The sequence below is a fragment of the Neobacillus drentensis genome (assembly GCF_036965425.1).
GTDB classification, from domain to species: domain Bacteria; phylum Bacillota; class Bacilli; order Bacillales; family Cytobacillaceae; genus Neobacillus; species Neobacillus drentensis_F.
In genome coordinates this window covers 1-21,611 of the sequence record NZ_JBALPP010000111.1, presented here as the reverse complement: position 1 = coordinate 21,611, position 21,611 = coordinate 1, and the positions used below count along the sequence as shown (strand labels likewise).

Annotated in this window: 24 protein-coding genes; 15 read left to right on the top strand and 9 right to left on the bottom strand. The window is 37.0% G+C overall.

Annotated features, from left to right (window positions below; all coding sequences use genetic code 11):
* The first annotated feature begins 64 nt into the window (after positions 1–64).
* On the top strand, positions 65–1,420 hold the full coding sequence (locus tag V7161_RS24090) for a GntP family permease (RefSeq protein ID WP_335715353.1): 1,356 nt from the start codon (positions 65–67) through the stop codon (positions 1,418–1,420).
* A gap of 58 nt (positions 1,421–1,478) precedes the next feature.
* Here the strand turns inward: V7161_RS24090 and V7161_RS24085 are convergent, their stop codons facing one another.
* Positions 1,479–2,324: a MurR/RpiR family transcriptional regulator gene (locus V7161_RS24085; protein WP_335715352.1), complete on the bottom strand. Its 846-nt coding sequence runs from the start codon at positions 2,322–2,324 to the stop codon at positions 1,479–1,481.
* A gap of 130 nt (positions 2,325–2,454) precedes the next feature.
* Between V7161_RS24085 and gntK the strand changes: the two genes are divergently transcribed.
* Entirely contained in the window at positions 2,455–3,996 is a 1,542-nt protein-coding gene (gene gntK, locus V7161_RS24080) for a gluconokinase (protein ID WP_335715351.1), read from the top strand.
* Between the two features lie 44 nt (positions 3,997–4,040).
* Here gntK and V7161_RS24075 read toward each other — a convergent pair whose 3' ends face one another.
* The 3 genes from V7161_RS24075 to V7161_RS24065 all read right to left on the bottom strand — a co-directional run bounded on the left by V7161_RS24075 (position 4,041) and on the right by V7161_RS24065 (position 6,891).
* Positions 4,041–4,319, bottom strand: coding sequence for a hypothetical protein (locus V7161_RS24075; RefSeq protein WP_335715350.1), 279 nt, complete (start codon positions 4,317–4,319; stop codon positions 4,041–4,043).
* A 12-nt stretch (positions 4,320–4,331) separates the two neighbouring features.
* A complete protein-coding gene (locus V7161_RS24070) occupies positions 4,332–5,612 on the bottom strand; it encodes an ArsB/NhaD family transporter (RefSeq protein ID WP_335715349.1) in 1,281 nt (426 codons plus the stop codon).
* A 157-nt stretch (positions 5,613–5,769) separates the two neighbouring features.
* The gene (locus V7161_RS24065; RefSeq protein ID WP_335715348.1) at positions 5,770–6,891 is read right to left on the bottom strand and encodes a metallophosphoesterase; all 1,122 of its coding nucleotides are present in this window, start codon (positions 6,889–6,891) and stop codon (positions 5,770–5,772) included.
* 197 nt (positions 6,892–7,088) lie between these two features.
* Here V7161_RS24065 and V7161_RS24060 point away from each other — a divergent pair, with 197 nt between their 5' ends.
* Positions 7,089–7,409, top strand: coding sequence for a hypothetical protein (locus V7161_RS24060; protein WP_335715347.1), 321 nt, complete (start codon positions 7,089–7,091; stop codon positions 7,407–7,409).
* A gap of 40 nt (positions 7,410–7,449) precedes the next feature.
* Here V7161_RS24060 and V7161_RS24055 read toward each other — a convergent pair whose 3' ends face one another.
* Positions 7,450–9,624, bottom strand: coding sequence for an MMPL family transporter (locus tag V7161_RS24055; RefSeq protein ID WP_335715346.1), 2,175 nt, complete (start codon positions 9,622–9,624; stop codon positions 7,450–7,452).
* Positions 9,625–9,823: 199 nt separating this feature from the next.
* Between V7161_RS24055 and V7161_RS24050 the strand changes: the two genes are divergently transcribed.
* The 9 genes from V7161_RS24050 (at position 9,824) to V7161_RS24010 (ending at position 16,283) form a co-directional block, all read left to right on the top strand.
* Entirely contained in the window at positions 9,824–10,768 is a 945-nt protein-coding gene (locus tag V7161_RS24050; RefSeq protein ID WP_335715345.1) for a sugar-binding transcriptional regulator, read from the top strand.
* A 185-nt stretch (positions 10,769–10,953) separates the two neighbouring features.
* Entirely contained in the window at positions 10,954–11,628 is a 675-nt protein-coding gene (gene deoC, locus V7161_RS24045; RefSeq protein ID WP_335715344.1) for a deoxyribose-phosphate aldolase, read from the top strand.
* A gap of 23 nt (positions 11,629–11,651) precedes the next feature.
* On the top strand, positions 11,652–11,822 hold the full coding sequence (locus V7161_RS24040) for a DUF1427 family protein (RefSeq protein WP_223593049.1): 171 nt from the start codon (positions 11,652–11,654) through the stop codon (positions 11,820–11,822).
* Between the two features lie 25 nt (positions 11,823–11,847).
* Complete coding sequence (locus tag V7161_RS24035; protein ID WP_335715343.1) at positions 11,848–12,246, top strand: cytidine deaminase; 399 nt, start codon at positions 11,848–11,850, stop codon at positions 12,244–12,246.
* A gap of 105 nt (positions 12,247–12,351) precedes the next feature.
* A complete protein-coding gene (locus V7161_RS24030; RefSeq protein WP_335715342.1) occupies positions 12,352–12,864 on the top strand; it encodes a DUF3189 family protein in 513 nt (170 codons plus the stop codon).
* Between the two features lie 21 nt (positions 12,865–12,885).
* Positions 12,886–13,689 carry a pyrroline-5-carboxylate reductase gene (proC, locus tag V7161_RS24025; RefSeq protein ID WP_335715341.1) on the top strand — a complete coding sequence of 268 codons (804 nt, stop codon included), beginning with the start codon at positions 12,886–12,888 and terminating at the stop codon, positions 13,687–13,689.
* Between the two features lie 93 nt (positions 13,690–13,782).
* Positions 13,783–15,018 carry a poly-beta-1,6-N-acetyl-D-glucosamine synthase gene (gene pgaC, locus V7161_RS24020; protein ID WP_335715340.1) on the top strand — a complete coding sequence of 412 codons (1,236 nt, stop codon included), beginning with the start codon at positions 13,783–13,785 and terminating at the stop codon, positions 15,016–15,018.
* On the top strand, positions 14,979–15,422 hold the full coding sequence (locus V7161_RS24015; RefSeq protein WP_335715339.1) for a hypothetical protein: 444 nt from the start codon (positions 14,979–14,981) through the stop codon (positions 15,420–15,422). Before pgaC ends, V7161_RS24015 begins: the two co-directional genes overlap by 40 nt.
* Positions 15,423–15,437: 15 nt before the next feature.
* Complete coding sequence (locus V7161_RS24010) at positions 15,438–16,283, top strand: polysaccharide deacetylase family protein (protein ID WP_335715338.1); 846 nt, start codon at positions 15,438–15,440, stop codon at positions 16,281–16,283.
* 34 nt (positions 16,284–16,317) lie between these two features.
* On the opposite strand, the gene V7161_RS24005 is transcribed toward V7161_RS24010, so the two are convergent.
* The 3 genes from V7161_RS24005 to V7161_RS23995 form a co-directional block, all read right to left on the bottom strand.
* On the bottom strand, positions 16,318–16,893 hold the full coding sequence (locus V7161_RS24005) for a YitT family protein (RefSeq protein WP_335715337.1): 576 nt from the start codon (positions 16,891–16,893) through the stop codon (positions 16,318–16,320).
* A gap of 117 nt (positions 16,894–17,010) precedes the next feature.
* The gene (locus tag V7161_RS24000) at positions 17,011–17,997 is read right to left on the bottom strand and encodes an inorganic phosphate transporter (RefSeq protein WP_335715336.1); all 987 of its coding nucleotides are present in this window, start codon (positions 17,995–17,997) and stop codon (positions 17,011–17,013) included.
* An 11-nt stretch (positions 17,998–18,008) separates the two neighbouring features.
* Positions 18,009–18,626 (bottom strand): DUF47 domain-containing protein, encoded by a 618-nt coding sequence (locus V7161_RS23995; protein WP_223593039.1) that lies wholly within the window; start codon positions 18,624–18,626, stop codon positions 18,009–18,011.
* 308 nt (positions 18,627–18,934) lie between these two features.
* Here V7161_RS23995 and V7161_RS23990 point away from each other — a divergent pair, with 308 nt between their 5' ends.
* Together V7161_RS23990 and V7161_RS23985 are read left to right on the top strand one after the other, a co-directional pair.
* A complete protein-coding gene (locus V7161_RS23990) occupies positions 18,935–19,639 on the top strand; it encodes a pirin family protein (protein WP_335715335.1) in 705 nt (234 codons plus the stop codon).
* Positions 19,640–19,807: 168 nt separating this feature from the next.
* Positions 19,808–20,062 carry a GlsB/YeaQ/YmgE family stress response membrane protein gene (locus V7161_RS23985; RefSeq protein ID WP_335715334.1) on the top strand — a complete coding sequence of 85 codons (255 nt, stop codon included), beginning with the start codon at positions 19,808–19,810 and terminating at the stop codon, positions 20,060–20,062.
* A 37-nt stretch (positions 20,063–20,099) separates the two neighbouring features.
* Here V7161_RS23985 and V7161_RS23980 read toward each other — a convergent pair whose 3' ends face one another.
* Positions 20,100–21,023 (bottom strand): RluA family pseudouridine synthase, encoded by a 924-nt coding sequence (locus V7161_RS23980; RefSeq protein ID WP_335715333.1) that lies wholly within the window; start codon positions 21,021–21,023, stop codon positions 20,100–20,102.
* Between the two features lie 109 nt (positions 21,024–21,132).
* Between V7161_RS23980 and V7161_RS23975 the strand changes: the two genes are divergently transcribed.
* Positions 21,133–21,531 (top strand): YhcU family protein, encoded by a 399-nt coding sequence (locus V7161_RS23975; RefSeq protein WP_335715332.1) that lies wholly within the window; start codon positions 21,133–21,135, stop codon positions 21,529–21,531.
* Positions 21,532–21,611: the final 80 nt, after the last annotated feature.

Genomic DNA, 21,611 nt, shown 5'->3' with positions numbered 1-21,611 from the left:
GAAAGTGCTTTCAGAAATATGCGTGTAAAATAAAACAAGTTAGTTCTATATGGGGGGTTCATCAATGTTATTATTGATTGTGTTTGCCGCAATTGTAGCGTTACTATTGTTAATTACAGTTGCAAAATTAAATCCGTTCGTCGCATTAATTATCACAGCGGTTGGAGTAGGCTTGGCAACGGGTATGCCTTTGGTTACAGATCCAGCAGCTCCAGATCATCCAGGTATTATTGATTCCATTAAAGCTGGTATGGGTAATACGTTAGGGTTCCTTGCTATTGTCCTTGGTCTTGGTACAATGCTTGGTAAAATGATGGCAGAATCCGGAGGTGCCGAAAGAATTGCGCAAACGCTGATCAACCGTTTTGGTCAAAAGAATGTACACTGGGCCATGATGTTTGTTGGTTTTATCGTAGGTATTTCTGTATTCTTCCAAGTTGGTTTTGTGTTATTAATTCCATTAGCCTTTACGATTGCTCGTCAAACGGGTGTTTCATTAGTAAAAATTGGGGTACCATTGGTAGCTGGTCTTTCTGTAGTGCACGGTTTGGTTCCTCCGCATCCAGCAGCCATGGCGGCAGTAGGAATTTTTAAAGCAGATGTTGGTAAAACCATTCTTTATTCCATTATCGTTGGATTGCCAACTGCAATCCTCGCCGGTCCAGTATATGCAAGCTGGATTGGAAAACGCATTCACAAGGATGTTCCAAAAGAATTAGCTGAACAAATGTCAGCACCGAAGGATTTAAAAGAATTACCAAGCTTTTTCAATACAATTTTTACAGTTCTTCTTCCTGTTATTCTTATGCTTATTGCATCTATAGCGGAAATCCAATTAGACAAAGCAAGCTTTGGTTATAAAGCACTTAAATTCTTGGGAGATCCAGTAGTTGCGTTATTAATTGCAACAGTTTTCTCTTTCTTTAGCCTTGGTTTTTCTCGCGGCATGAACCGTGAAAAAATCTTGAAATTTACGAATGACTGTTTAGCGCCGACTGCTTCAATCTTATTAGTTATTGGTGCAGGCGGAGCATTTAATAAAGTATTACTTGATTCTGGTATCGGAACATATATTGCTGACTTAGCAAAAGAATCACATATGTCACCAATCCTTTTAGGCTGGGGAATTGCAGCGATGATTCGGGTTGCAACAGGATCTGCTACTGTATCTATGATGACAGCAGCTGGAATTGTTGCACCAATCGCAGCAGCTATGCCTGGTACAAGCGCTGAACTGCTGGTATTAGCAACTGGAGCAGGGTCACTCATTCTTTCACACGTTAATGATGCAGGCTTCTGGATGTTCAAGGAATACTTCGGAATGTCGGTAAAAGAAACATTAATGACATGGACAGCACTTGAAACAATCATAGCAACAGCAGCATTAGTGTTTATTCTCATCCTAAATGTATTTGTATAGCATCACGAGTTGTTTAAAAAAGATGAACCCGCAGTGGGTTCATCTTTTAAAGTTTTCTTTATATACGCGTATCAGAAATGGCACTTCTAATTTTTTCAATGGCTGTTTTAGCTCTTTCTTTATTTAGAATCATCAGATTCACATAAAGGGCATCAATAAGGCTTAATTGGGCAATTCTTGAAGCAAGTGCCTCAGAGCGATATTCTGTCTCGTCTGAACTAGTGTATAAGGCAACATCGACATTTTGGCTAATCGGTGACTTGGGGAAACTGGTAATTCCAATCGTCTTGGCACCGCTTTCAATTGCAGTGTTTAAAATGTTCGTAGTATCTTTATTTGTTCCGGAATGGGAAATGACTACTGCGACATCATTCTTTGTTAACTGTGATGCAGACATGAGCTGAAAATGGGAATCTAAAAAAGCAAATGCTTTTATACCAGTTCGAATAAACTTGTGAAACGCATCCATGGCAATGAGTGCCGAGCCTCCCGTTCCATAAAACTCCACTTTGTCAGCAGAATGAAGCAATTCAACTGCTTTTTGGATGGAATCACTGTCCATGATTTGTAATGTATTTTCGAGGGTGCGAATATTGGATTGAAAGACCTTTTCCGAAATGGTTTTTTCGCTATCATGTTCTGAAATTTTTTCGTGGATTTGCTGAATCGGCGTGATGATTTCTGAAGCAAGGGCAATTTTCAATGCTTGATAGCCTTTATAACCAATTCGTTTGCAAAAACGAAACACTGTGGCATCGGCAACGTTTAAATCTTCAGCTACCTCATTAATTGTGCAGTGAATAATTTTATCTGGATTATCTAAAATATAATTGGCAATTTTCTTTTCTTTATCGCTAAATCTTGCGTAATAAGAACGTATTTTTCCAAGGCAGCTTTCTGTCATTACGGATTTCCTTTCTTAAGTCAGTAGATACTATCAGTATACCATAATAATAGTTGCGAAAAAATATTTCCCGCAAGCGATTACAAAAGTAAAAAATATTAACTAGTATCCTTTTTGGAGGTATGGATTTATGAATGAAAAATATGTTATTGGCGTTGATATCGGTACAACCAGTACAAAATCGGTTCTGTTTTCAAAAACGGGGAAAGTGATATCGACTCATGGAATTGAATATCCTTTATTTTCGCCGACGCCAGCTACTGCGGAACAAGACCCTGAAGAAATTTTTCAAGCTGTGATTGATACCATAAAGACAGTCATTAAAAAAAGTGGGACTGCACCAAATGACATCCTTTGTATATCGTTTAGTTCAGCGATGCACAGTGTAATTGCAGTGGATGAATCTGGTAAACCTCTTACCAATTGTATTACATGGGCAGATAACCGAAGTGCTGAATGGGCGGAGAAATTATTAAACGAAATGAATGGACATGAAATTTATCTTCGAACCGGAACCCCTATTCATCCAATGTCCCCGCTTTCAAAATTAATTTGGTTAAGGAATGAACAGGGAGATATTTTTAATCGTACATATAAATTTATTTCAATTAAAGAATATGTTTTTTATAAACTTTTTAACGAATATGTAATCGATTATTCCATTGCATCAGCAACGGGGATGTTTAATTTAGCATCCTTGCAATGGGATGAAGAAGCACTAAGAGTTGCAGGGATTTCTCCTGACAGGCTATCAAAGCCGGTCTCCACTACCTTTAGTCTAACTGGTTTAAATGAAAGTTTTGCGGAAGAGATGACGCTTCCCATGGACACCCCCTTTGTTGTCGGTGCAAGTGACGGGGTGTTGTCCAATTTAGGTGTAAACGCGATTGATCCAGGAGTTGTAGCCGTTACCATTGGAACGAGTGGAGCCATACGGGCTGTGACAAATAAACCTGTTACCGATCCAAAAGGAAGGATTTTCTGTTATGCACTGACCGAAAATCATTGGGTTATTGGGGGACCGGTTAATAATGGTGGCATGCTTTTTAGATGGGTTCGGGATCAACTTGGATCCGCCGAAGTGGAAACCGCAAAACGTCTTGGGAAGGACCCTTATGAAGTGTTAACAGAGATTGCTTCACGCATTACACCTGGCTCGGACGGGCTTTTATTTCATCCTTATTTTGCCGGAGAAAGGGCGCCGATTTGGGACGCGAATGCCCGTGGCTCCTTTTTCGGATTAGGATTGCATCATAAAAAAGAGCACATAATTCGGGCTGTATTAGAAGGTGTTATTTTCAACTTGTATACAGTACTCTTGGCCTTAGAGGAATTAATCGGGGAACCGAAAAAAATTCAGGCCACTGGCGGGTTTGCCCGGTCAGAGCTATGGCGTCAAATGATGGCGGATATATTTAATCAAGAAGTAAGTATTCCTGAAAGCTTTGAAAGCTCATGTCTAGGTGCTGCCATATTGGGCTTATATAGTTTGGGGGAAGTAGATTCATTAAATGTGGTTTCCGAAATGGTCGGGGCAACTAATCATCATGAACCTGTTCCAGAAAATGTTGAGATTTATCAGGAATTAATCCCAATCTATATTCGCCTTTCACGACTGTTAAAAGAAGAATACGCTAGTATTTCTGCCTTCCAGAAAAAATGGATTGGGTAATAAACAAAAGAGGATGTCCATCGTACTCGGACATCCTCTTTCTGTTATACCCATTTAATTTCCTTCAATAACTCCTGCCTGAATAATTGAATTATAAATTCATTGTAGAAGTCTTTTCTTACGATAATTTGATATTTATTATTTGGATGAATGTAAAAGTAGATATCTGAAATAACTTTATTTTCATCAAAAAAATCTCGAACTTTTTTTAGATTTTTCTTTAACTCACTGTCAATTAGAGTAATGGAAATTTCAATATCATCCCCGTTAACCGTTTCCGTTATCTCAAGTAATTGTTCGTTATATTTATACTCTGTTTTCATATCAAATTCCCCCTATATTAAATATCGCAGGTAAATATAAGCAGTACAAATTATGATTGAAAGAATCATTAATGGAAAAGCGATAATCAGGAATTTGCCAAAAGTAATGTTATACCCTTCTTTAGCCGCAAGACCAGCCACAATGACATTAGCACTGGCCCCTATTAAAGTTCCGTTTCCGCCTAGACAGGCTCCAAGAGACAAGCTCCACCACAGGGGCTCTAAATTTTGGATTCCGAGATCACCCATATCTTTAATCATTGGAATCATCGTAGCGACAAATGGGATATTATCAATAAAGGCAGAGGCAATTGCACTCACCCATAAAATTAAAATGGAAGTAGAGGTAACATCTCCTCCCGTTAAATGAACAGAATAATCCGCTAATAACGAAATCACTCCTGTCTCAATCAATCCGGATACGAGGACGAAAAGCCCGATAAAGAAAAAGATGGTTGTCCATTCTACCTTTTCAAAAGCTTTATCTAAATAACTTTCCCCTGTTAATAAAAGTAATAGAAAAGCCCCTGCCAAAGCTACTGTCGCAGATTCTATATGAAAAAGCTGATGCAGAAAGAATCCTAAAATGGTTAATGTTAAGGCCGTTAACGACTTTATTAAAAGAGCTTTGTCTGTAATTTCTTCTTTTTCATCCAAATCCATCAGATTCGATTTTAATTCGGCAGACGTTTTAAGCTGCTTCCGATAAATGAATGCTAAAATTCCAATATTCACAAATAAAATGAAAAATGAAATCGCTGTTAAATTGTAGATGAATTCCATAAATGTAAGCTCTTTTACAGCGCTTCCAATCATAATATTCGGCGGATCGCCAATCAGGGTCGAAGTTCCGCCAATATTAGAAGCGATTACTTCAGTGATTAAAAAAGGAATCGGGTTTACCCGCAATTGTCTGGTGATACTGAACGTGACAGGTACCATCAATAGAACGGTTGTAACGTTATCTAAAAAGGCTGATCCTAAAGCCGTAATGACCCCTAGGACAAGCAGGATTTTTAACGGGTCACCCTTCACTTTTTTTGCAGACCAAATCGCTATGTACTTAAAAAGTCCCGTTTCAGAGGTTATCGCGACAATAATCATCATCCCAGTTAGTAACCCGAGTGTATTAAAATCAATATGATGGAGGGCCTTTTCTTGACCGACGATTCCTAGTAGGATCATCATGATGGCGCCGGCCATTGCAATAATGGTTCGGTGTAATTTTTCCGTGACGATAAAGGCATATGTAATAAGAAATACGCCAATTGCAATGTATGCTTGTGTTGACATGTTTTACCTCTTCCCCATAGTTTTTTCCGGTGTTTAAAAAAATGCAAAAAGGAGCCCGATTTGACAGACTCCACCAAAATTTCACCGTATATATTATTTACTTAATATTATAAAAATATAACTGGGATGTAAAGTAAGAACATTTTTAGGAAGGTTGCTACAACCCTAATTTTCTAATAAAATCTACCGTTTCTTGATGCTCTGGTCTTATAATCTTATATAAATTTTTATCATTTTTAACCAGCGGTTTCCCATCCTCATTACTAATAGCCCTGGTGGTGGAGGTCCCTTGTAAGACCTTCCACTTACCTGCTGTCTTCCTGATTTTTAAATCGATAATACCGAGACGGTTTCCGAAGGCACCAGCCATTACAACGGGTTTTCCATTGATAATGCCCATTTCTATATCTGTGTTGGGGAGATGTTGAAATACGGGACCAGGGAAGACACTGTGTGAGTGGCCGGCTAGTATAGCATCTATTTCCGGTAATTGTGTTAAATAATAGACAGCATTTTCTGTATCAGGATTATACGGCTCACTGCTGATACCTGTGTGAGCTAGGGCAATAATAATATCTGCTCCTTTGGCCTTAATAATCGGAATAAATTCCTTTGCCGCATCAATAATGGGTTTTGCATAGACCTTTCCCTCTAAATTTGCTTTATCCCATTTCATAATTTGGGTGGGCATGAAGGCGATAACCCCTATGTTCAATGAGTGCTTATTTCCACTTTGGTCGATAACATTCTTTTTTAAAATCGTATAGGGTGTAAAATATGGCTTGTTTTTTTTTACGGAAAAAACATTCGCATTTAAAACAGGCATTTTGGCCCCTTTTATCGCTGAGTTTAAAAACTTTAGCCCGTAATTAAATTCATGATTTCCAATGGCTACTGCGTCATAATCTAAATAATTAAAGGCGCGGTAGACTGGATGCGTTTTACCTTTATTAATCCCCCTGATTCTGGCGAGATACTCACCAAGTGGATTGCCTTTTAGATGGTCTCCATCATCAAACAATAATGAATTTTTAACCTCGCCTCTTGCTTCTTGAATAAGGGTAGCCGTTTTAACTAGGCCAATCCTGTTATCCACTTTTGTTTGATAGTAATCATAATTGACCAATGAAGCATGTAAATCGGTTGTTTCTAAGATTCGTAAATCGATTATTCCACTATTTTTTGGGTTAACCTCTTCAGCATAAGTGCTTAAAGGGTAAATATAACAATAAAAAAGAATGAACGTGATTAGTAGGAAAGGAACTTTTTTTCCTGGCATTTTTGTACCTCCTGCATCATTTTTCTACTGTTATTATTTTGCCTAAAACGGTTGTTAATACCTTTTAAAGGGAGTAATGAAAATGGACAGAAATTTGTCAAAAACATTTGAATAAAAAACGAACTAAAGAGATTTCAAACATTAGGGAGGTGAAAATGATTTATAATGAAGCCATAAAAAAGTGGAGGTAAGGAAAAATGAACATTACAACCATTATTGAATTAGAAAACCAGGAAGTCGAAAATATCACAGGTGCTAAATTAGTGTTTACTCAAGAACAAATTGATGAAAATATTATCGAAACATGTGTAGATTGCTTACAAATGGAGGGTTCAGAAAAAACGATTTCTACTGAGGAGGCAATGCAGCTAGTATTTGAACAATTACAGGATAGGGGACTCATTCCAGCAAAAGTTGAGGATTTTTCGTATGAAATGCCATCGTGTGAACGTTTAAAAAGAAAAACTGATAGTGAGGCAGATTTACCACAAAAAGTCATCCTTTCATTTATGTCTTAAAAGAAGTCCTTGATAAAGGGGAAAAGCCAGCCTTGAAAAGTCAGGCAGGCTTTTTTCGTTTCTCCAATTGATTTTTGTTTTTGATTCCGAAGAACCACCAGTTCCAATCACCGAGAAGCTTCATTAAGGCTGGGACAAGAACCATCCTGACAAGGGTCGCATCAATAAAAATGGCTGTAGCAATCCCAACACCCAATTGCTTTATTGGCATGACTCCTGTAAAGGCGAAGGCCCCTGTTACAACAATCATGATAGCCGCCGCTGACGTAATAATCTTGCTTGTATAGGTTAAGCCATAGATTGTCGCCTCGCTGTTATTACCTGTTTCTAGATAAAACTCTTGAATTCTCGAGATAAGAAAGACCTCATAATCCATTGAAAGCCCAAAGACAAGAGTAAAAACAAATACTGGTAAAATTAAGGCAATATTTGCAGGTGTCATACCCAAATGGCCTTGTTGAAATATCCAAACGACAATGCCAAACGTGCAGCCAAGGCTTAATATATTCATTAAGATTGCTTTTATTGGAATAAGAATTGATCGAAATGCCGCCATCAAAATCACAAGTGTGGATATAACAATTAAAAGTAATCCATAAGGTGCTTTTTTATAAATTTCCGTAAAGATTTCTTGTTCAAATTTTATCGAGCCGCCAAAAGAAGCTTTCAAGCCTAAATCTTTTGTTGACCATTTTTCAACCCAAGCTCGAGCTTTTGAAGAATGCTCACTTGTTTTTAAATAAACCTCCAAAAGCATTTTATTATCTTTTATAAAATAGTCTATTATCGGTGCAACTTTAGATTTGTCCCCAGTGGTTAAAAACTGAAGGAGCTGGTCTGAGTCGTTTATTCCTGTTACTGAAAATGGGGAATTAACAGTATTGACGAGAGGATCTTCCTCAATCAGATTTATTACCTGACCAATTTTATTAAAATTGTTCTTTTCAAAGATATTTCCATTCGTGGTTAAGACGATGGTTACTTTTTTCTCGTCTCGTTTCTCCTTAGCGATAAATTGATGCTTAAAGGTTTCTAATGCTACTCTTGAAGGATATTTTGCCGGCAATGAATCTGTCCCAGGGATGGTTAAGACCATCTGCTTAACTGGAATAAGGCCGGCAAGAAGAATTGCAAGTGCCGTAATCGACATGAGAACAGGACGCCGCATCACAAATTTAGCGAACTTATACCATAAACTAGTTTGTTTATCTGTAACAGGCAGTAAACTTAATTTATTTACCTTTTTACCTAATATAGACAAAATGGCAGGGAGAAAGGTTAAAGCGCACAGAGCAGATAAAAATACAACCGTCATTCCGCCCAAGGCAACATTTTGAAAAATATCAATCTTGATAAACCAAAGCCCTGATAAACCAATAAACACACAAAGTCCCGAAAAGATAATCGAACGGCCGGCGGTTTCCACTGTTATCTCAATTGCTTCTTGAATTGGTTTCGAATCGATTTCCTCTTTAAAGCGGTTTATTAATAACAACGCAAAATCAATGCTTAAAGCCAGACCAATCATCGGGACAATATTTAAAATAAAAATAGTTAAATCAGCACCATAGCTAAAAAAATAAACAGCTCCCATAGTTGTTAAGATGGAAACCACGCCAATAACAAGAGGAAGAGAGGCAGCCACAAGTCCGCCAAAAGCTAGGATAAGGACAATGAGGGCAATTGGCAGGCCTATCATTTCAGCTTTTGCGAGATCTTCCTGGCTTGCGGTATTTAAGTCTTGGACGATTACGGGTTCTCCGGTTATGGTAACCTTTAAGCCGTTTTTATTATTTAGGAACTTTTTTAATTCATCAATTTCATTTCCAAGGCTTTCGGCTTTTTGATTAAAAGTGAGCAGCCCATAGGCATAATTCCCGTTTAGCATTCCATCACGCTCAAAAGGAGTTGTTGCCTTGTGTGCAACATCAAAATTTCTCAATTTATCAAATGTATTTTGAATAAAGTCATGAAATTTCTCTTCACTTATTTGTTTTTCTTTTTCAAAAACCAAGATAATCGACGATTTGGGCTGACCAAAGTCCTGCTCTAGAATCCTCCTTGTTTCACTGTAATCCCCTTTAAACTCAAAGCCGTTTCCACTTAAAACCGAAGGCAGTTGTAAAGCGAAAAATCCAAAAAAGATAATGATAGCCATCCATAGTCCTAAAATCAATTTTCGATTTTGGTAAATGTATCCGCCAAATTTTTTCAATGTATCACTCCATATCCAAAGGAAAACAGTTGGTTAATAAATTTTCCCCTTATATCAATTTGAAAATTCACTGTTTAAATTAACTCCTAAGCCGGTAATTATTAGAATATGTTCATATTGATTTTTACAAATGTAAAATTATTATGACTATGTTCCTTTTTTTGATACAATAAAGAAAATATCTTTTTAGGTGGGACCTATGGATCGAGAAAAATTAAGTAAGGTGATTGAAGCGGCCAAGTTGTATTATTTACTGGATTATAATCAAAACGAGATAGCCAAAGTTTTAGGGGTCTCCCGCCCGACAGTATCCAGGTTATTACAGCAAGCAAAAAGTGATGGTATCGTTCAGATTAGCATCATGGACCCTACAGAAAATGTTGAAAATTTGTCAGAGCAATTAGAAAAAAAATTCAATTTAAAAAAAGCCATTGTCGCATCAATTCCGCAATTTGAAAACCATATCATCAAAAACTATCTTGGCGAAAAAGCAGCCCAATTTCTTGATGAAATTGTGAAGGATAACGACATTATCGGTGTGACCTGGGGAACAACCCTTTACCATATCGCAATAGAGCTGAAACAGAAATTTGTTAAAGATGTAAAAGTCGTCCAGCTAAAAGGTGGAGTCAGCCATGCCGAAACGAATACGTATGCCTCAGAAATTTTATATCTTTTTGGTAAAGCCTATAATACGACCCCACACAATCTTCCACTTCCTGCTATAGTGGATCATGTGGTGGTAAAGCAGGCAATGGAGGCAGATCGGCATATTCGTAAAATCCTTGAACTTGGCAGGCAGGCGAACATTGCCTTGTTTACCATTGGATCAATAAAAACAGATTCATTACTATTTCAGTTGGGGTATTTTACCGAAAGTGATTTGGAATCATTGTATGGAACTGCTGTCGGCGATATTTGCTCGCGTTTCTTCGATAAGGATGGGAGAATTTGCAACGAAAGCTTGAATCAAAGAACCTTAGGAGTCAATTTGAATGATCTAAGGGCGAAAGAGCATTCTATTCTTGTCGCTGGTGGCCCAAACAAAATTGATGGTATATACGGTGCTTTAAAAGGCGGTTATGCAAATGTTCTTGTAACTGATCAATTTACGGCCCAATTCTTACTTGATAAAAAGGAATAATAGCTTAAAAAAAACAGCCTTTGAGCTGTTTTTTGTCTTTTATGTGAATATATGATAAAAAAATTTACATTTGTTCATAAATGTGTTTACAAATGTTCAGTGTCTTTGCTATAGTAACAGTGTGAGAATTAACCTTTAATATTTAAATATAAATGTTTTTAAAAATCGGGGGAGGAATTCCAATCATGACTCAAAATATTGTAAAAATGATTGATCATACATTATTAAAAGCAGACGCTACGAAAGCAGAAATCGTAATATTAGCAGAAGAAGCTAAAAAGTATTCTTTTGCTTCAGTCTGTGTTAATCCTACTTGGGTAGGAACGGCAGCTAAAATTCTTGCAGATAAACCTGAAGTGAAGGTATGTACCGTCATCGGTTTCCCGCTTGGCGCTTCAACACCTGAGACAAAAGCATTTGAAACCATAAATGCTATTGAAAACGGCGCTGATGAAATTGATATGGTCATAAATATTGCAGCTCTTAAAGATAAACAAAATGATTTAGTGGAAAAAGATATTCGAGCAGTTGTAGAAGCAGCTAATGGAAAAGCTTTAGTTAAAGTTATTATTGAGACATGTTTATTAACGAATGAGGAAAAAATAAGAGCATGTGAAATATCCGTTAAAGCAGGTGCAGACTTTGTTAAAACATCCACTGGTTTTTCAACAGGAGGCGCAACGGTTGAGGATATTCGCTTAATGCGTGAAACAGTAGGCCCTGAAATTGGTGTAAAAGCTTCCGGTGGAGTTCGCAGCCGTGAAGATGCACTGGCAATGGTGGAAGCAGGTGCTACTCGTATTGGCGCAAGTTCTGGTGTATCAATCGCTAAAGGTGAACTTTCTTATAGTAATTACTAATAATTAATGAGAGGGTCTAAAATATGAGAGATGTATTAATGGCGTTATTAGCTGGCTTAGTTGTTGGAATGCTGTTTAAATTTTTAAAATTGCCATTACCTGCACCCCCAGTATTCTCAGCAGTCGTTGGTGTTTTCGGTGTATACTTTGGCGGCGTAATACTTGAATGGATTTTTAAATTAGTTCAACATTAATATTTCACGGCGGAGAGTGACAAGAATGGAAGAAAAAGATTTAATGATCGAAGCGAATAAAGCGAGAGAGTTTGCTTATGTTCCCTATTCTAAATTTAAAGTTGGCGCAGCCCTTTTATCTAGAGATGGTCAAGTATTTCATGGCTGCAACATTGAAAATGCCGCCTATGGGATGACCAACTGTGCAGAGAGGACCGCATTATTTAAGGCCTATTCAGAAGGGATAACTAAGTTTTCTTCACTTGTAGTTGTGGCCGATACAGAGCGGCCCGTTCCTCCATGCGGCGCCTGCCGTCAAGTGATTTCTGAGTTATGTGATGAAGATATGGAAGTGGTTCTTACCAATCTAAAGGGTGATATCCAAAGAATTCTTGTCAAAGATCTTCTTCCAGGTGCTTTTTCGCCGAAGGATTTAAATAAATAATCTCTCCAAAAGAAGCTTTTAGGTTTATCTAAAGGCTTCTTTTTTTGGTTAATCTTTCAATAATCATCCATAATAAAAATAGACAAAAGTATAAAGGATGATACCATGATTTATATCTATAATGATTATGGTGGCACACATACAACTTCTTTGGCAGCTGCTTATCATTTAAAAAAATTGCCGCAATCGGAACAGAAATTGACAACGGAAGAAATATTAAATGTGAAGTATTTCAATAAATTAACGAAACAGGATTTTGGCAAGCTTATTTTTCACGGGGTGGATGAAGAAGGACATTCTGTGTACACAATTGGACGGAAAAGAAACAAATATGTAGTTCCGGCATTAAAAGAAATGAGTTTATTGCTGCAAGAAAAATTTAAGTTTGATGAAAAAATCGTGTTTTCCAACACATCCCCAACGGTACCATTTTTAATGTCAATGGGAGGATTTTTTTCGAGAGGATTAAAAATTGATGTTATCGGAGTGCCCCTACTAGTAAAAGGGGCAAAAAGATGCTGTGACAATATTTATCGCTTAGTGGAAAATACAAAAGAAGTTGGCAGAACAACGTTTGCAGAAAATGTCATCATATTAGAAAATGAAATGTACAAGTAAGAAGAATAGGGAGTGGAGAGCATGAATAAAAAGATAGGATTTATTGGAGCGGGGAAAATGGCGCAGGCCATGATGGAAGGAATCGTAAAATCAGAAGTGATTTCACGTGAAAACATCATGGCAAGTTCAGCAACAAAAAATACGATTGAAAAAATTGCCGAGAACTTCCGGATTAGGACATCTTTACATAATATTGAAGTTGCAAGGTTTGCAGATATTCTTATCCTTGCTGTCAAGCCAGAACTTCATACCTCCGTAATTGAGGAAATTAAGCATGAAATTAAAAAAGATACAATTATTGTAACGATTGCGGCAGGCATTACATTAGTTGATCTTGAACATGCCTTTGGCCAAAAGGTTAAAGCAGTTCGGACCATGCCAAATACGCCTTCCCTTGTAGGAGAAGGAATGAGCGTCATTTGTCCAAATGACCGTCTTAGTGAAGAAGAATTAATGGAAGTTGAGCACGTGTTCAAGACCTTTGGAAAAACTGAGCGACTAGAAGAAAAATGGATGGATGCAGTGCCAGCAATAAGCGGTTCTTCCCCTGCTTATATTTATATGCTTATTGAAGCCATGGCAGATGGCGGAGTTCAACAAGGAATCCCAAGGGACAAGTCCTATCGTCTTGCTGCTCAGGCTATTCTTGGCGCAGCTAAAATGGTTCTGGAAACTGGTATTCATCCTGGCGAACTTAAGGATAATGTGTGTACCCCTGGGGGTGCAACCATTGAAGCTGTGGCTGCTCTTGAGAAAATGCAATTTCGTGGAGCCATCCTAACTGCGATGGAGAGCTGTACGGATAAGGTAAAAATGTTAAGGTGATTTCACTTTGGATCCATTTATGGGTCCTTTTTTTATAAAATTGGAAAAAATAAATCGAAGGAGCAGCTTATCCAGATATGAAGGGTGAAAAAAATGGAACAAATAATTAGTTATGTTTCAGAGTTTGTGTTTTGGTATCCATTAATGATGTCTTTGGTTTGGATAGCGGGTACTCACTTATTTTTTAATTATCGTGAACAAGAAGACATAATTGATTTTGACCAAATTGAATGGCCGTTAATCAGTATTTTAGTACCATGCTATAACGAAGAGGAAACTGTTGAAGAAACCATTCACTATTTGTCTCTAATCAATTATCCGAAAAAAGAAATTATTGCCGTGAATGATGGGAGTACTGATCACACCTTCACTATCCTTCGGCGCCTTGTTGATCGTTATTCCGATCTAAAAGTGATTGATTGTAAAGAAAATAGGGGAAAAGCCAATGCTTTACACATTGCCTGTCATGCTTCAAACGGAGAGTTCTTAGTCTGCGTTGACTCTGATGCTATTTTAGATCCATATGCAGCACACTATCTCATCTACCACTTCCTTCATAAGGGGGAAAGACTAGGAGCGGTGACTGGAAATCCAAGAATTCGAAATCGTGATACATTAATAAGTCGTTTACAGATTGTAGAATACGCGTCGATCATAGGAGCGATCAAAAGAACTCAAAGAATAATAGGTAAAATTATGACCGTTTCGGGTGTAGTTGTAGCCTTTCGAAAAAGGGCACTTGTGGATGTTGGTTTATGGGATCGGGATATGATCACAGAGGACATATCCATTTCTTGGAAATTGCAGCAACGATTTTGGGACATTCGATATGAACCACGTGCATTGTGCTGGATGCTTGTTCCTGAAACGATAAGGGGCATATGGAAACAAAGAATCCGCTGGGCTCAAGGTGGACAAGAAGTGATGATGAAATACTGGAGGATTTTATTAGATTGGCGGCAAAGAAGGATTTGGCCTGTTTATCTTGAACAATGGGTTAGTTTAATTTGGTCCTTTTCATGGGTATTTGTCACCCTTTATTATTTTTTTTCAGTCTCTACGATTCAACAGCTTTTTATATGGTTAACTTTTTCGTCCTTCGCCCTTGTTTTTATGAGCCTAATCCAACTTTGGGCCTCGATAAGAGTCGATTCAAAGTATGACAATATAACAAAGTATTACTTGTGGGCAGCATGGTATCCAGTCATTTATTGGATTCTAAATGCATTTATCGTCATGTTTGCTCTACCTAAAGCAATTAAATCAAGAATGAAGGGTGGTTATGCTACATGGGTAAGTCCAGACAGAGGGAATCGAAAAACGAGATAATTATCCGCACAAAGATCAATTGGTTTAGGGAAATCATAATATCGTTCTTTTCAATCTTTGTTTGGATTTATTGCTTAGGGGTTTTGCTTTTTTTTATAGGTGCATTATTTGATTATAATGATCAATATTTAGGTCTTATAAGGATAGCATTTAAGATGACAAATAGGGATATTCGTTCTTTTTTATTAATGGTTTTCTGTCTTTGGCTTTTATTTTATATCGGACTTTTGAGTTGGAAAAATTATAATTTGAAAAGGTTTGGGCCACTAAAAAGGAGATCAATGCCAAATAATACGACAAAAGAAGATTTATTACGCCTTAAGCTAATGAGTGAGGAAGATTTTCTATCTTTGCATCAATCAAGGATAGTGGTATTTGAGAAAAATCCCATAAAAGATATTTGAAACTAGGTGGCAGCTTTGAAAAAGTATTTTTATGGCATCTGTGTTTTGTTGGTGATTACTGGGGGCTGTAATCTCTATATACATACGGATTTTTCTAAATCAGCGATGAGTTTTCCAGAAAAACTTGACCAAAACGGGTGTCTAGGTTTAACTTACCATCGTGTACGAAAAAACAATTTTTTTAATAAAACGGTTGAATTCCTAACAGGAACAGATGAATTAACCATATATAATGTGTATGAGGATGTTTTTAAAAAACAAATAAAGTTTTTAAAAAAACAAAAAGCAGTATTTTTAAATTCAGATGAAATAAGAAAAGTTCAGGCAACGGGGAAGTTTCCAGAAAAATGTGTTTGGGTTTCCTTTGATGATATTGACATTTCAATGTATGAGAATGCATTTCCGATTTTGAAAGAAAATGATATACCCTTTACTTTGTTTGTGATTGCTGGACATGTTGGAAGGGATTTTGACAATTTACAACTGACTTCATGGGATCAACTCCAAGAGATGGTTGATAGCGGGCTAGCAACGGTGGGATCTCATACTTTTGACATGCATAAATTAGTTGGTGAGAAACCAATCTTTTTCTTGGAAAGTAATCTCCACGCATTTGAGAATGATCTTTTGCTTAGTAAAAAGACGATAGAGAAAAATTTAGGAGTGCAGGTAGAAGATTTCGCCTACCCTTATGGAAATGGAAAAGATGAATTAGCTGCTGTGATTCAGAGAAGTGGATTTAAAAGTGCATCTATTCTTGCACCAAGATCAATTACTCCTAACAACGATAGATATTGGATGAATCGCATTCTTGTGAATGATGAAGTTTTTAAGAAAATCGTGACTAAATGGATTGATTAAAACTAAACCACCAGCAAAAATTGCTGGTGGTTTTCTAATATGTTTCCGGTCTTCTTGCCACAGTTACAGTTGTCATGAGTCCAACACAAATTATTGTCAAAAGGGAATAAAAAAATTTTTCCAATCCAACTACTTGAATACCGCTTGTTATAATCAACCCATCAATTAAGAAAATGATAATTCCTATATTAATGGAAGTAAATTTAGTCAACAGCTGGGCTAATAGATCCGTCCCGCCCGTACTTGTTTCATAACGAAGCATGACGCCGATGCCAATCCCAACAAGCAAGCCGCCAATGACTGTGCTTGGTAAAATACCGAGTTGGATTCTTCCGTTAATAAAGGAAAAAAGATCAATACAAAAAGAAGAAATAATTAAACCATGAAGGCTGTAGAAAAAATAACGCCTTTCAAAAAACCAGGCTAAAACATAAAGGGGAAGGCTTAGGAGAATGATGCTGAGTCCAGTGGGCCATCCATAAAAATAATGAATGATTAAGCCTAAACCAATTACACCGCCATCCAGCAAGTGATAAGGGACTAAAAAACCGTTTACACCTAAACTTAATAAAATTGAACCAATCATCATGGCGAATATTTTTTCAAGCATAATTTTCACCTCAAAACTTGTCCTCTTACATTTAAGTTATGAAGCGTGCCTTCATTTAGAAGTGAACAAATAAAAAAAGAGGAGAAAACAAAAGTTTCTTCCTCTTTTTTATCGCTGTTAAAAAGCAAGATTTAAAATAAAGTAGCAGATTCCTGCTAAAACCGCGGTAATTGGCAATGTAATAACCCAAGTGATAATCATTCGCTGGGCAGTACCCCATTTAACCCCTTTTAGACGGTGAGCAGAACCAACCCCAAGTATTCCTGAAGAAATTACGTGGGTTGTACTAACTGGTAAATGGATGAAAGTAGCACCAAAAATGATTCCAGCTCCAGTTAAATCCGCAGCGACCCCGTTAATAGGCCTTATTTTCATGATTTTTCCGCCAACGGTTTTAATGATTTTCCAGCCGCCGATGGAGGTTCCGAGACCCATGGCAATTGCACAGGATGCTTGAACCCAAAAAGGAACCTCATCACTTTGAATGGTACCAGAGGTGAGAAGGGCCATTGTGATGATCCCCATCGATTTTTGTGCATCGTTCGTTCCATGTGAATAGGACTGTAATGCAGCTGTAGCTATTTGGATATAACGAAAGTTTCGATTAGTTTTTGTTAAATTGAAATTCTTAAAAACAATTTTAAAAATACTATAAACAATGAAACCGACGGCAAACGCTAAAATAGGAGAAATAATTAGTGCTTCGAGAATCTTTAAAAACCCGCCATAGTTAAGTGAATTAAATCCTTCTGCTACAACAGCTGCACCGGCAATGGAACCGATAATCGCGTGGGATGAACTGCTTGGAATTCCGTAATACCAAGTGATTAGATTCCATGCGATGGCAGCAATTAAGGCAGCTAATATTACAACAGTACCATTGCTTAAACTGAATGGATCGACAATATCCTTCGATACTGTTTTAGCTACACCGGTAAATGTCATCGCCCCAACAAAGTTCATTACTGCAGCCAAAATGATGGCATGACGGGGCTTTAACGCTTTTGTAGAAACAGATGTTGCAATTGCATTTGCGGTATCATGGAATCCATTAATAAAGTCAAATGCAAGGGCACCAATTACAATTAATATAATTAGGGTCATAGTTAAGCTCCTTATGCATTTTTCATAATAATGGTTTCAAGAGTATTGGCAACTGATTGACAGTAGTCAGCAATGTCCTCTAGATTTTCATAAATTTCTTTGTATTGAATAATGCGGATTGGGTCTTTTTCAACAGTAAATAAATTTTTGATGGATTGTCTTAAGATATTATCGCATTTTGATTCAAAATCTTTTATTTTGATGGCGTGCTCTCTAATTTGTGTAAGCTTCTTATTGGAAAGAAGTACAACTGCTTTATCGATTTCATGAACACTTCCCTGAATGGCTTCTACAAACTTAACCATAAAATCATCAGCACTAGTAATAGAATACATTTCAAATAGCGCTGAACATCCTTCAAGTCCATCTAGGACATCATCCATACTCATGGCGAGGTGCAGAATGTCTTCTCGTTCAATTGGAGTAATAAAGGCGTCATTTAATTCTTTAATCACTTCATGAACGTAGGAATCTCCTTTTGTTTCAAGCTCTTTCATTTTTTCAGAGAAAATTTTTAAATCACTCACGTTTTTTAATTTGTATTCTGTAAAGAAATTGGCACTTTCCTTTAAGTTAGCGGAAATATTATTTAATAAAACCGAGAACTTATCATTTTTTTTGAATGCCATGTTATTACCTCCAATATTCATATGAAAAGTTTGTACACTTACCGAAAATTATTTTAAAGGAAAGATGTCGAAAAAAGAAACATATCTTAACGAAATTTACAAAAACTTAACATTAGAATTTTCTGAATAGCACTTTATATTAAATAGTACTTTTTTACTTTTTCCATAGAAATGTTTCATTATGTATGAAGTTGACTAAATTCGACGCGGGTAGTATAATTATCTCGAATTAAAGATATTTGATTTTGAGATTGTGAAGTGCAAAAAATATTGGAATACTACTATAAAAACAATTGAGGTGGAAACTGATGATAAACACTTATAAAGCTGAAAATAGATACACTGCCGACCATGGCTGGTTAAAAAGTAATTTTAGTTTTTCTTTTGCTGAATACTATGATCCAGCTAACATGCAATTTGGACCAATGCGCGTTTTAAATGATGATATTGTCCAGCCTTTAAGAGGTTTCGGGGCACACCCGCATCGTGAAATGGAAATTGTATCCATAGTTTTAAAGGGACAATTAAAGCATGAAGATAGTACCGGACGAAGTGCTGTGACGACCTTTGGAGGGGTTCAAAGGATGTCAGCAGGAACTGGGGTCATTCATTCTGAGGTAAATCCTTCAGCTGCAGAAGAAGTAAACTTCTTACAATTATGGTTTATGCCTGAGCAAAATGGTCTTTCACCATCCTATGAGAAAACAGAATTTGATGTAAATCAAATGAAAAATAAGCTGTTACCAATTGTATCGAAAAATGGTTCAGGCGAAAAAGTAGCTGGTATCCATCAAGATTTAACCATTTATTTGTCTGATTTGGATGAGGGTAGTGAGTTGACTTTTCAACAAGAAAAGAATCGGCGGATATTCTTTTTTGTGATTGAGGGAGATGTAGAACTAAACCAAGATTATAAGCTGAATAAGCGCGATTCTGCTCGGATAAAAGATACTACTGAATTAAAGATCAATGCTGTTAATAAAAGCAGATTAATGCTGATTGATTTACCATAATCTAGACCGGATTCATTGAATCCGGTTTTTATTCTTTCTATGAGTAATAAAATAAAAATTGGGTAATTTATAGGTACAGGCAGGAAGAATTCAATTTCTTCACCCACTGCCTGAAATGCAGGCTCAGACGCTTTAAAAATAGGTGAAAACTAAAAAGGAGTGTTCGTAATGGGCTTTATTTGGTCATTAATCGTTGGTGGTATCATTGGATGGTTAGCAGGTCTAATCGTTGGAAGAAATATTCCTGGTGGCATTATTGGTAATATAATTGCTGGATTTGTTGGCGCATGGCTTGGAACAATGATTTTAGGAAACTGGGGTCCGCATGTTGCTGATTTTGCCATCATCCCGGCGGTAATTGGAGCTGCTGTACTCGTTCTCCTGCTAAGCTTCATCATGAGGGCATTTAGACGAGCCGATTAAGAAATAAAAGCCTCCCAATACGGGAGGCTTTATCTTTTTATATCGAATATACATCAATATCATCAAAAATAGCTGGAGTATCGATAAAAGGTGCGTGACAGCTGATTTTTTCTTGTGTAAATGGATGGACAAATTCAAGCTTTGCGGCATGAAGGGCCTGCCTGTTTACAAGTGGTTTTCCTCCGTACAAAATATCTCCAACTAAAGGATGGCCAATGTGACTTAAGTGAACGCGGATTTGATGTGTTCTCCCGGTATCCAGCCAGCACTTTACATATGACAGATTCCGTACTTTAACATCTTTTAATACTTGATAATGGGTAATAGCTGCCTGTCCAGAAGGAGAAACTCTTCTTTTGGTTGCATGATGGCGATCACGCCCTATTGGAGCATTAATGGTCCCTTTTTTTCTCTGGATTAAGCCATGAACCATTGCAAGGTAGGTTCTCTTTATTTGGCGCTCTTCCAGCATTCTATCTAAGATTACACCAGCTAAAACGTGCTTAGCAAACAAGATTGCTCCCGATGTATCCCGGTCTAGGCGGTGGATTTGGCGGACGTTTTTCATTTCACCTTGTGACAATAAATAAAAAGAGGCGGCATTGATTAAAGTGTTTGTTTCCGTATTTGTATCATTTGGATGAGTATTCATAAACGGCGGCTTATTGATAACAAGGAAATGATCATCCTCGAACAAAACATCGATTTCATGGTAATGTGGCGTGACCTGAATTTCTTCTTCCTCAAAAATTTGAATTTGCAGTTTAATGCCTGATGTAAGCGGCAAATTCCAATCTACACGATTTCCTTCCAAGCGTACCTTTTTTTCCATCCTAAAAGAATGAATGACTTTTTTTGGAGCTTTCCACTCAAGGCGGAAAATTTCATCAGTTGTTTTGCCTTCCCACTCTTTTGGGATAATGATTTGCAGCCAATCTCCCTGTCGTATTGTATTAAGCATAAGTACTCCTTTACTTTCTATTAATTACCACACTTTATTCATTGGTTGTTATGTTATTCTTATCATATATATTACGATAGAATTATGCGATGGCAAAGGTGGGTTATAAGTGAAAATTGTTTTTGCCTCGACACCAAGTCAGGAGCAAGAAATTTGTGAACTTGTGAGGTATATTTACTCTAATATTTTTCCACTCTATTTTACTGATGAGGAAATTTTTCAGTTCGAACAGTTAAAGGTCCTGCATACTTCAGGGAAGCATGTTGAAGATTTTAGTACCTTAAAGGATGCCTTTCAGGTAATGACCAGCATTCAAACGATCATTTCCATTCTTGAGGCGTCACCTCTAGATGAACAGTATGCTACTTTATTTGATAAAAATGTTGCGAATTTGCAGGAATTTGGATTGTTTTTCCCATTTGAATTTGAACAGTTTTTTGAAGCCAAGAGTTTGAAAAATACGATCCTTAGTATATACACGAAAGCAGATAACGAATTGCTTATATAAAGAGTAAAATGCCTGCATTTTTTGCAGGCATTTTACTTTGCATTTTTTTAATTTATTAAAATTATAAGGTAAAATAGTAA

Coding starts and splice junctions, on each gene's coding strand:
- V7161_RS24090 (WP_335715353.1), top strand. CDS start 65: ATGTTATTATTGATTGTGTTTGCCGCAATTGTAGCGTTACTATTGTTA.
- V7161_RS24085 (WP_335715352.1), bottom strand. CDS start 2,324: ATGACAGAAAGCTGCCTTGGAAAAATACGTTCTTATTACGCAAGATTT.
- gntK (WP_335715351.1), top strand. CDS start 2,455: ATGAATGAAAAATATGTTATTGGCGTTGATATCGGTACAACCAGTACA.
- V7161_RS24075 (WP_335715350.1), bottom strand. CDS start 4,319: ATGAAAACAGAGTATAAATATAACGAACAATTACTTGAGATAACGGAA.
- V7161_RS24070 (WP_335715349.1), bottom strand. CDS start 5,612: ATGTCAACACAAGCATACATTGCAATTGGCGTATTTCTTATTACATAT.
- V7161_RS24065 (WP_335715348.1), bottom strand. CDS start 6,891: ATGCCAGGAAAAAAAGTTCCTTTCCTACTAATCACGTTCATTCTTTTT.
- V7161_RS24060 (WP_335715347.1), top strand. CDS start 7,089: ATGAACATTACAACCATTATTGAATTAGAAAACCAGGAAGTCGAAAAT.
- V7161_RS24050 (WP_335715345.1), top strand. CDS start 9,824: ATGGATCGAGAAAAATTAAGTAAGGTGATTGAAGCGGCCAAGTTGTAT.
- deoC (WP_335715344.1), top strand. CDS start 10,954: ATGACTCAAAATATTGTAAAAATGATTGATCATACATTATTAAAAGCA.
- V7161_RS24040 (WP_223593049.1), top strand. CDS start 11,652: ATGAGAGATGTATTAATGGCGTTATTAGCTGGCTTAGTTGTTGGAATG.
- V7161_RS24035 (WP_335715343.1), top strand. CDS start 11,848: ATGGAAGAAAAAGATTTAATGATCGAAGCGAATAAAGCGAGAGAGTTT.
- V7161_RS24030 (WP_335715342.1), top strand. CDS start 12,352: ATGATTTATATCTATAATGATTATGGTGGCACACATACAACTTCTTTG.
- proC (WP_335715341.1), top strand. CDS start 12,886: ATGAATAAAAAGATAGGATTTATTGGAGCGGGGAAAATGGCGCAGGCC.
- pgaC (WP_335715340.1), top strand. CDS start 13,783: ATGGAACAAATAATTAGTTATGTTTCAGAGTTTGTGTTTTGGTATCCA.
- V7161_RS24015 (WP_335715339.1), top strand. CDS start 14,979: ATGGGTAAGTCCAGACAGAGGGAATCGAAAAACGAGATAATTATCCGC.
- V7161_RS24005 (WP_335715337.1), bottom strand. CDS start 16,893: ATGCTTGAAAAAATATTCGCCATGATGATTGGTTCAATTTTATTAAGT.
- V7161_RS24000 (WP_335715336.1), bottom strand. CDS start 17,997: ATGACCCTAATTATATTAATTGTAATTGGTGCCCTTGCATTTGACTTT.
- V7161_RS23995 (WP_223593039.1), bottom strand. CDS start 18,626: ATGGCATTCAAAAAAAATGATAAGTTCTCGGTTTTATTAAATAATATT.
- V7161_RS23990 (WP_335715335.1), top strand. CDS start 18,935: ATGATAAACACTTATAAAGCTGAAAATAGATACACTGCCGACCATGGC.
- V7161_RS23985 (WP_335715334.1), top strand. CDS start 19,808: ATGGGCTTTATTTGGTCATTAATCGTTGGTGGTATCATTGGATGGTTA.
- V7161_RS23980 (WP_335715333.1), bottom strand. CDS start 21,023: ATGCTTAATACAATACGACAGGGAGATTGGCTGCAAATCATTATCCCA.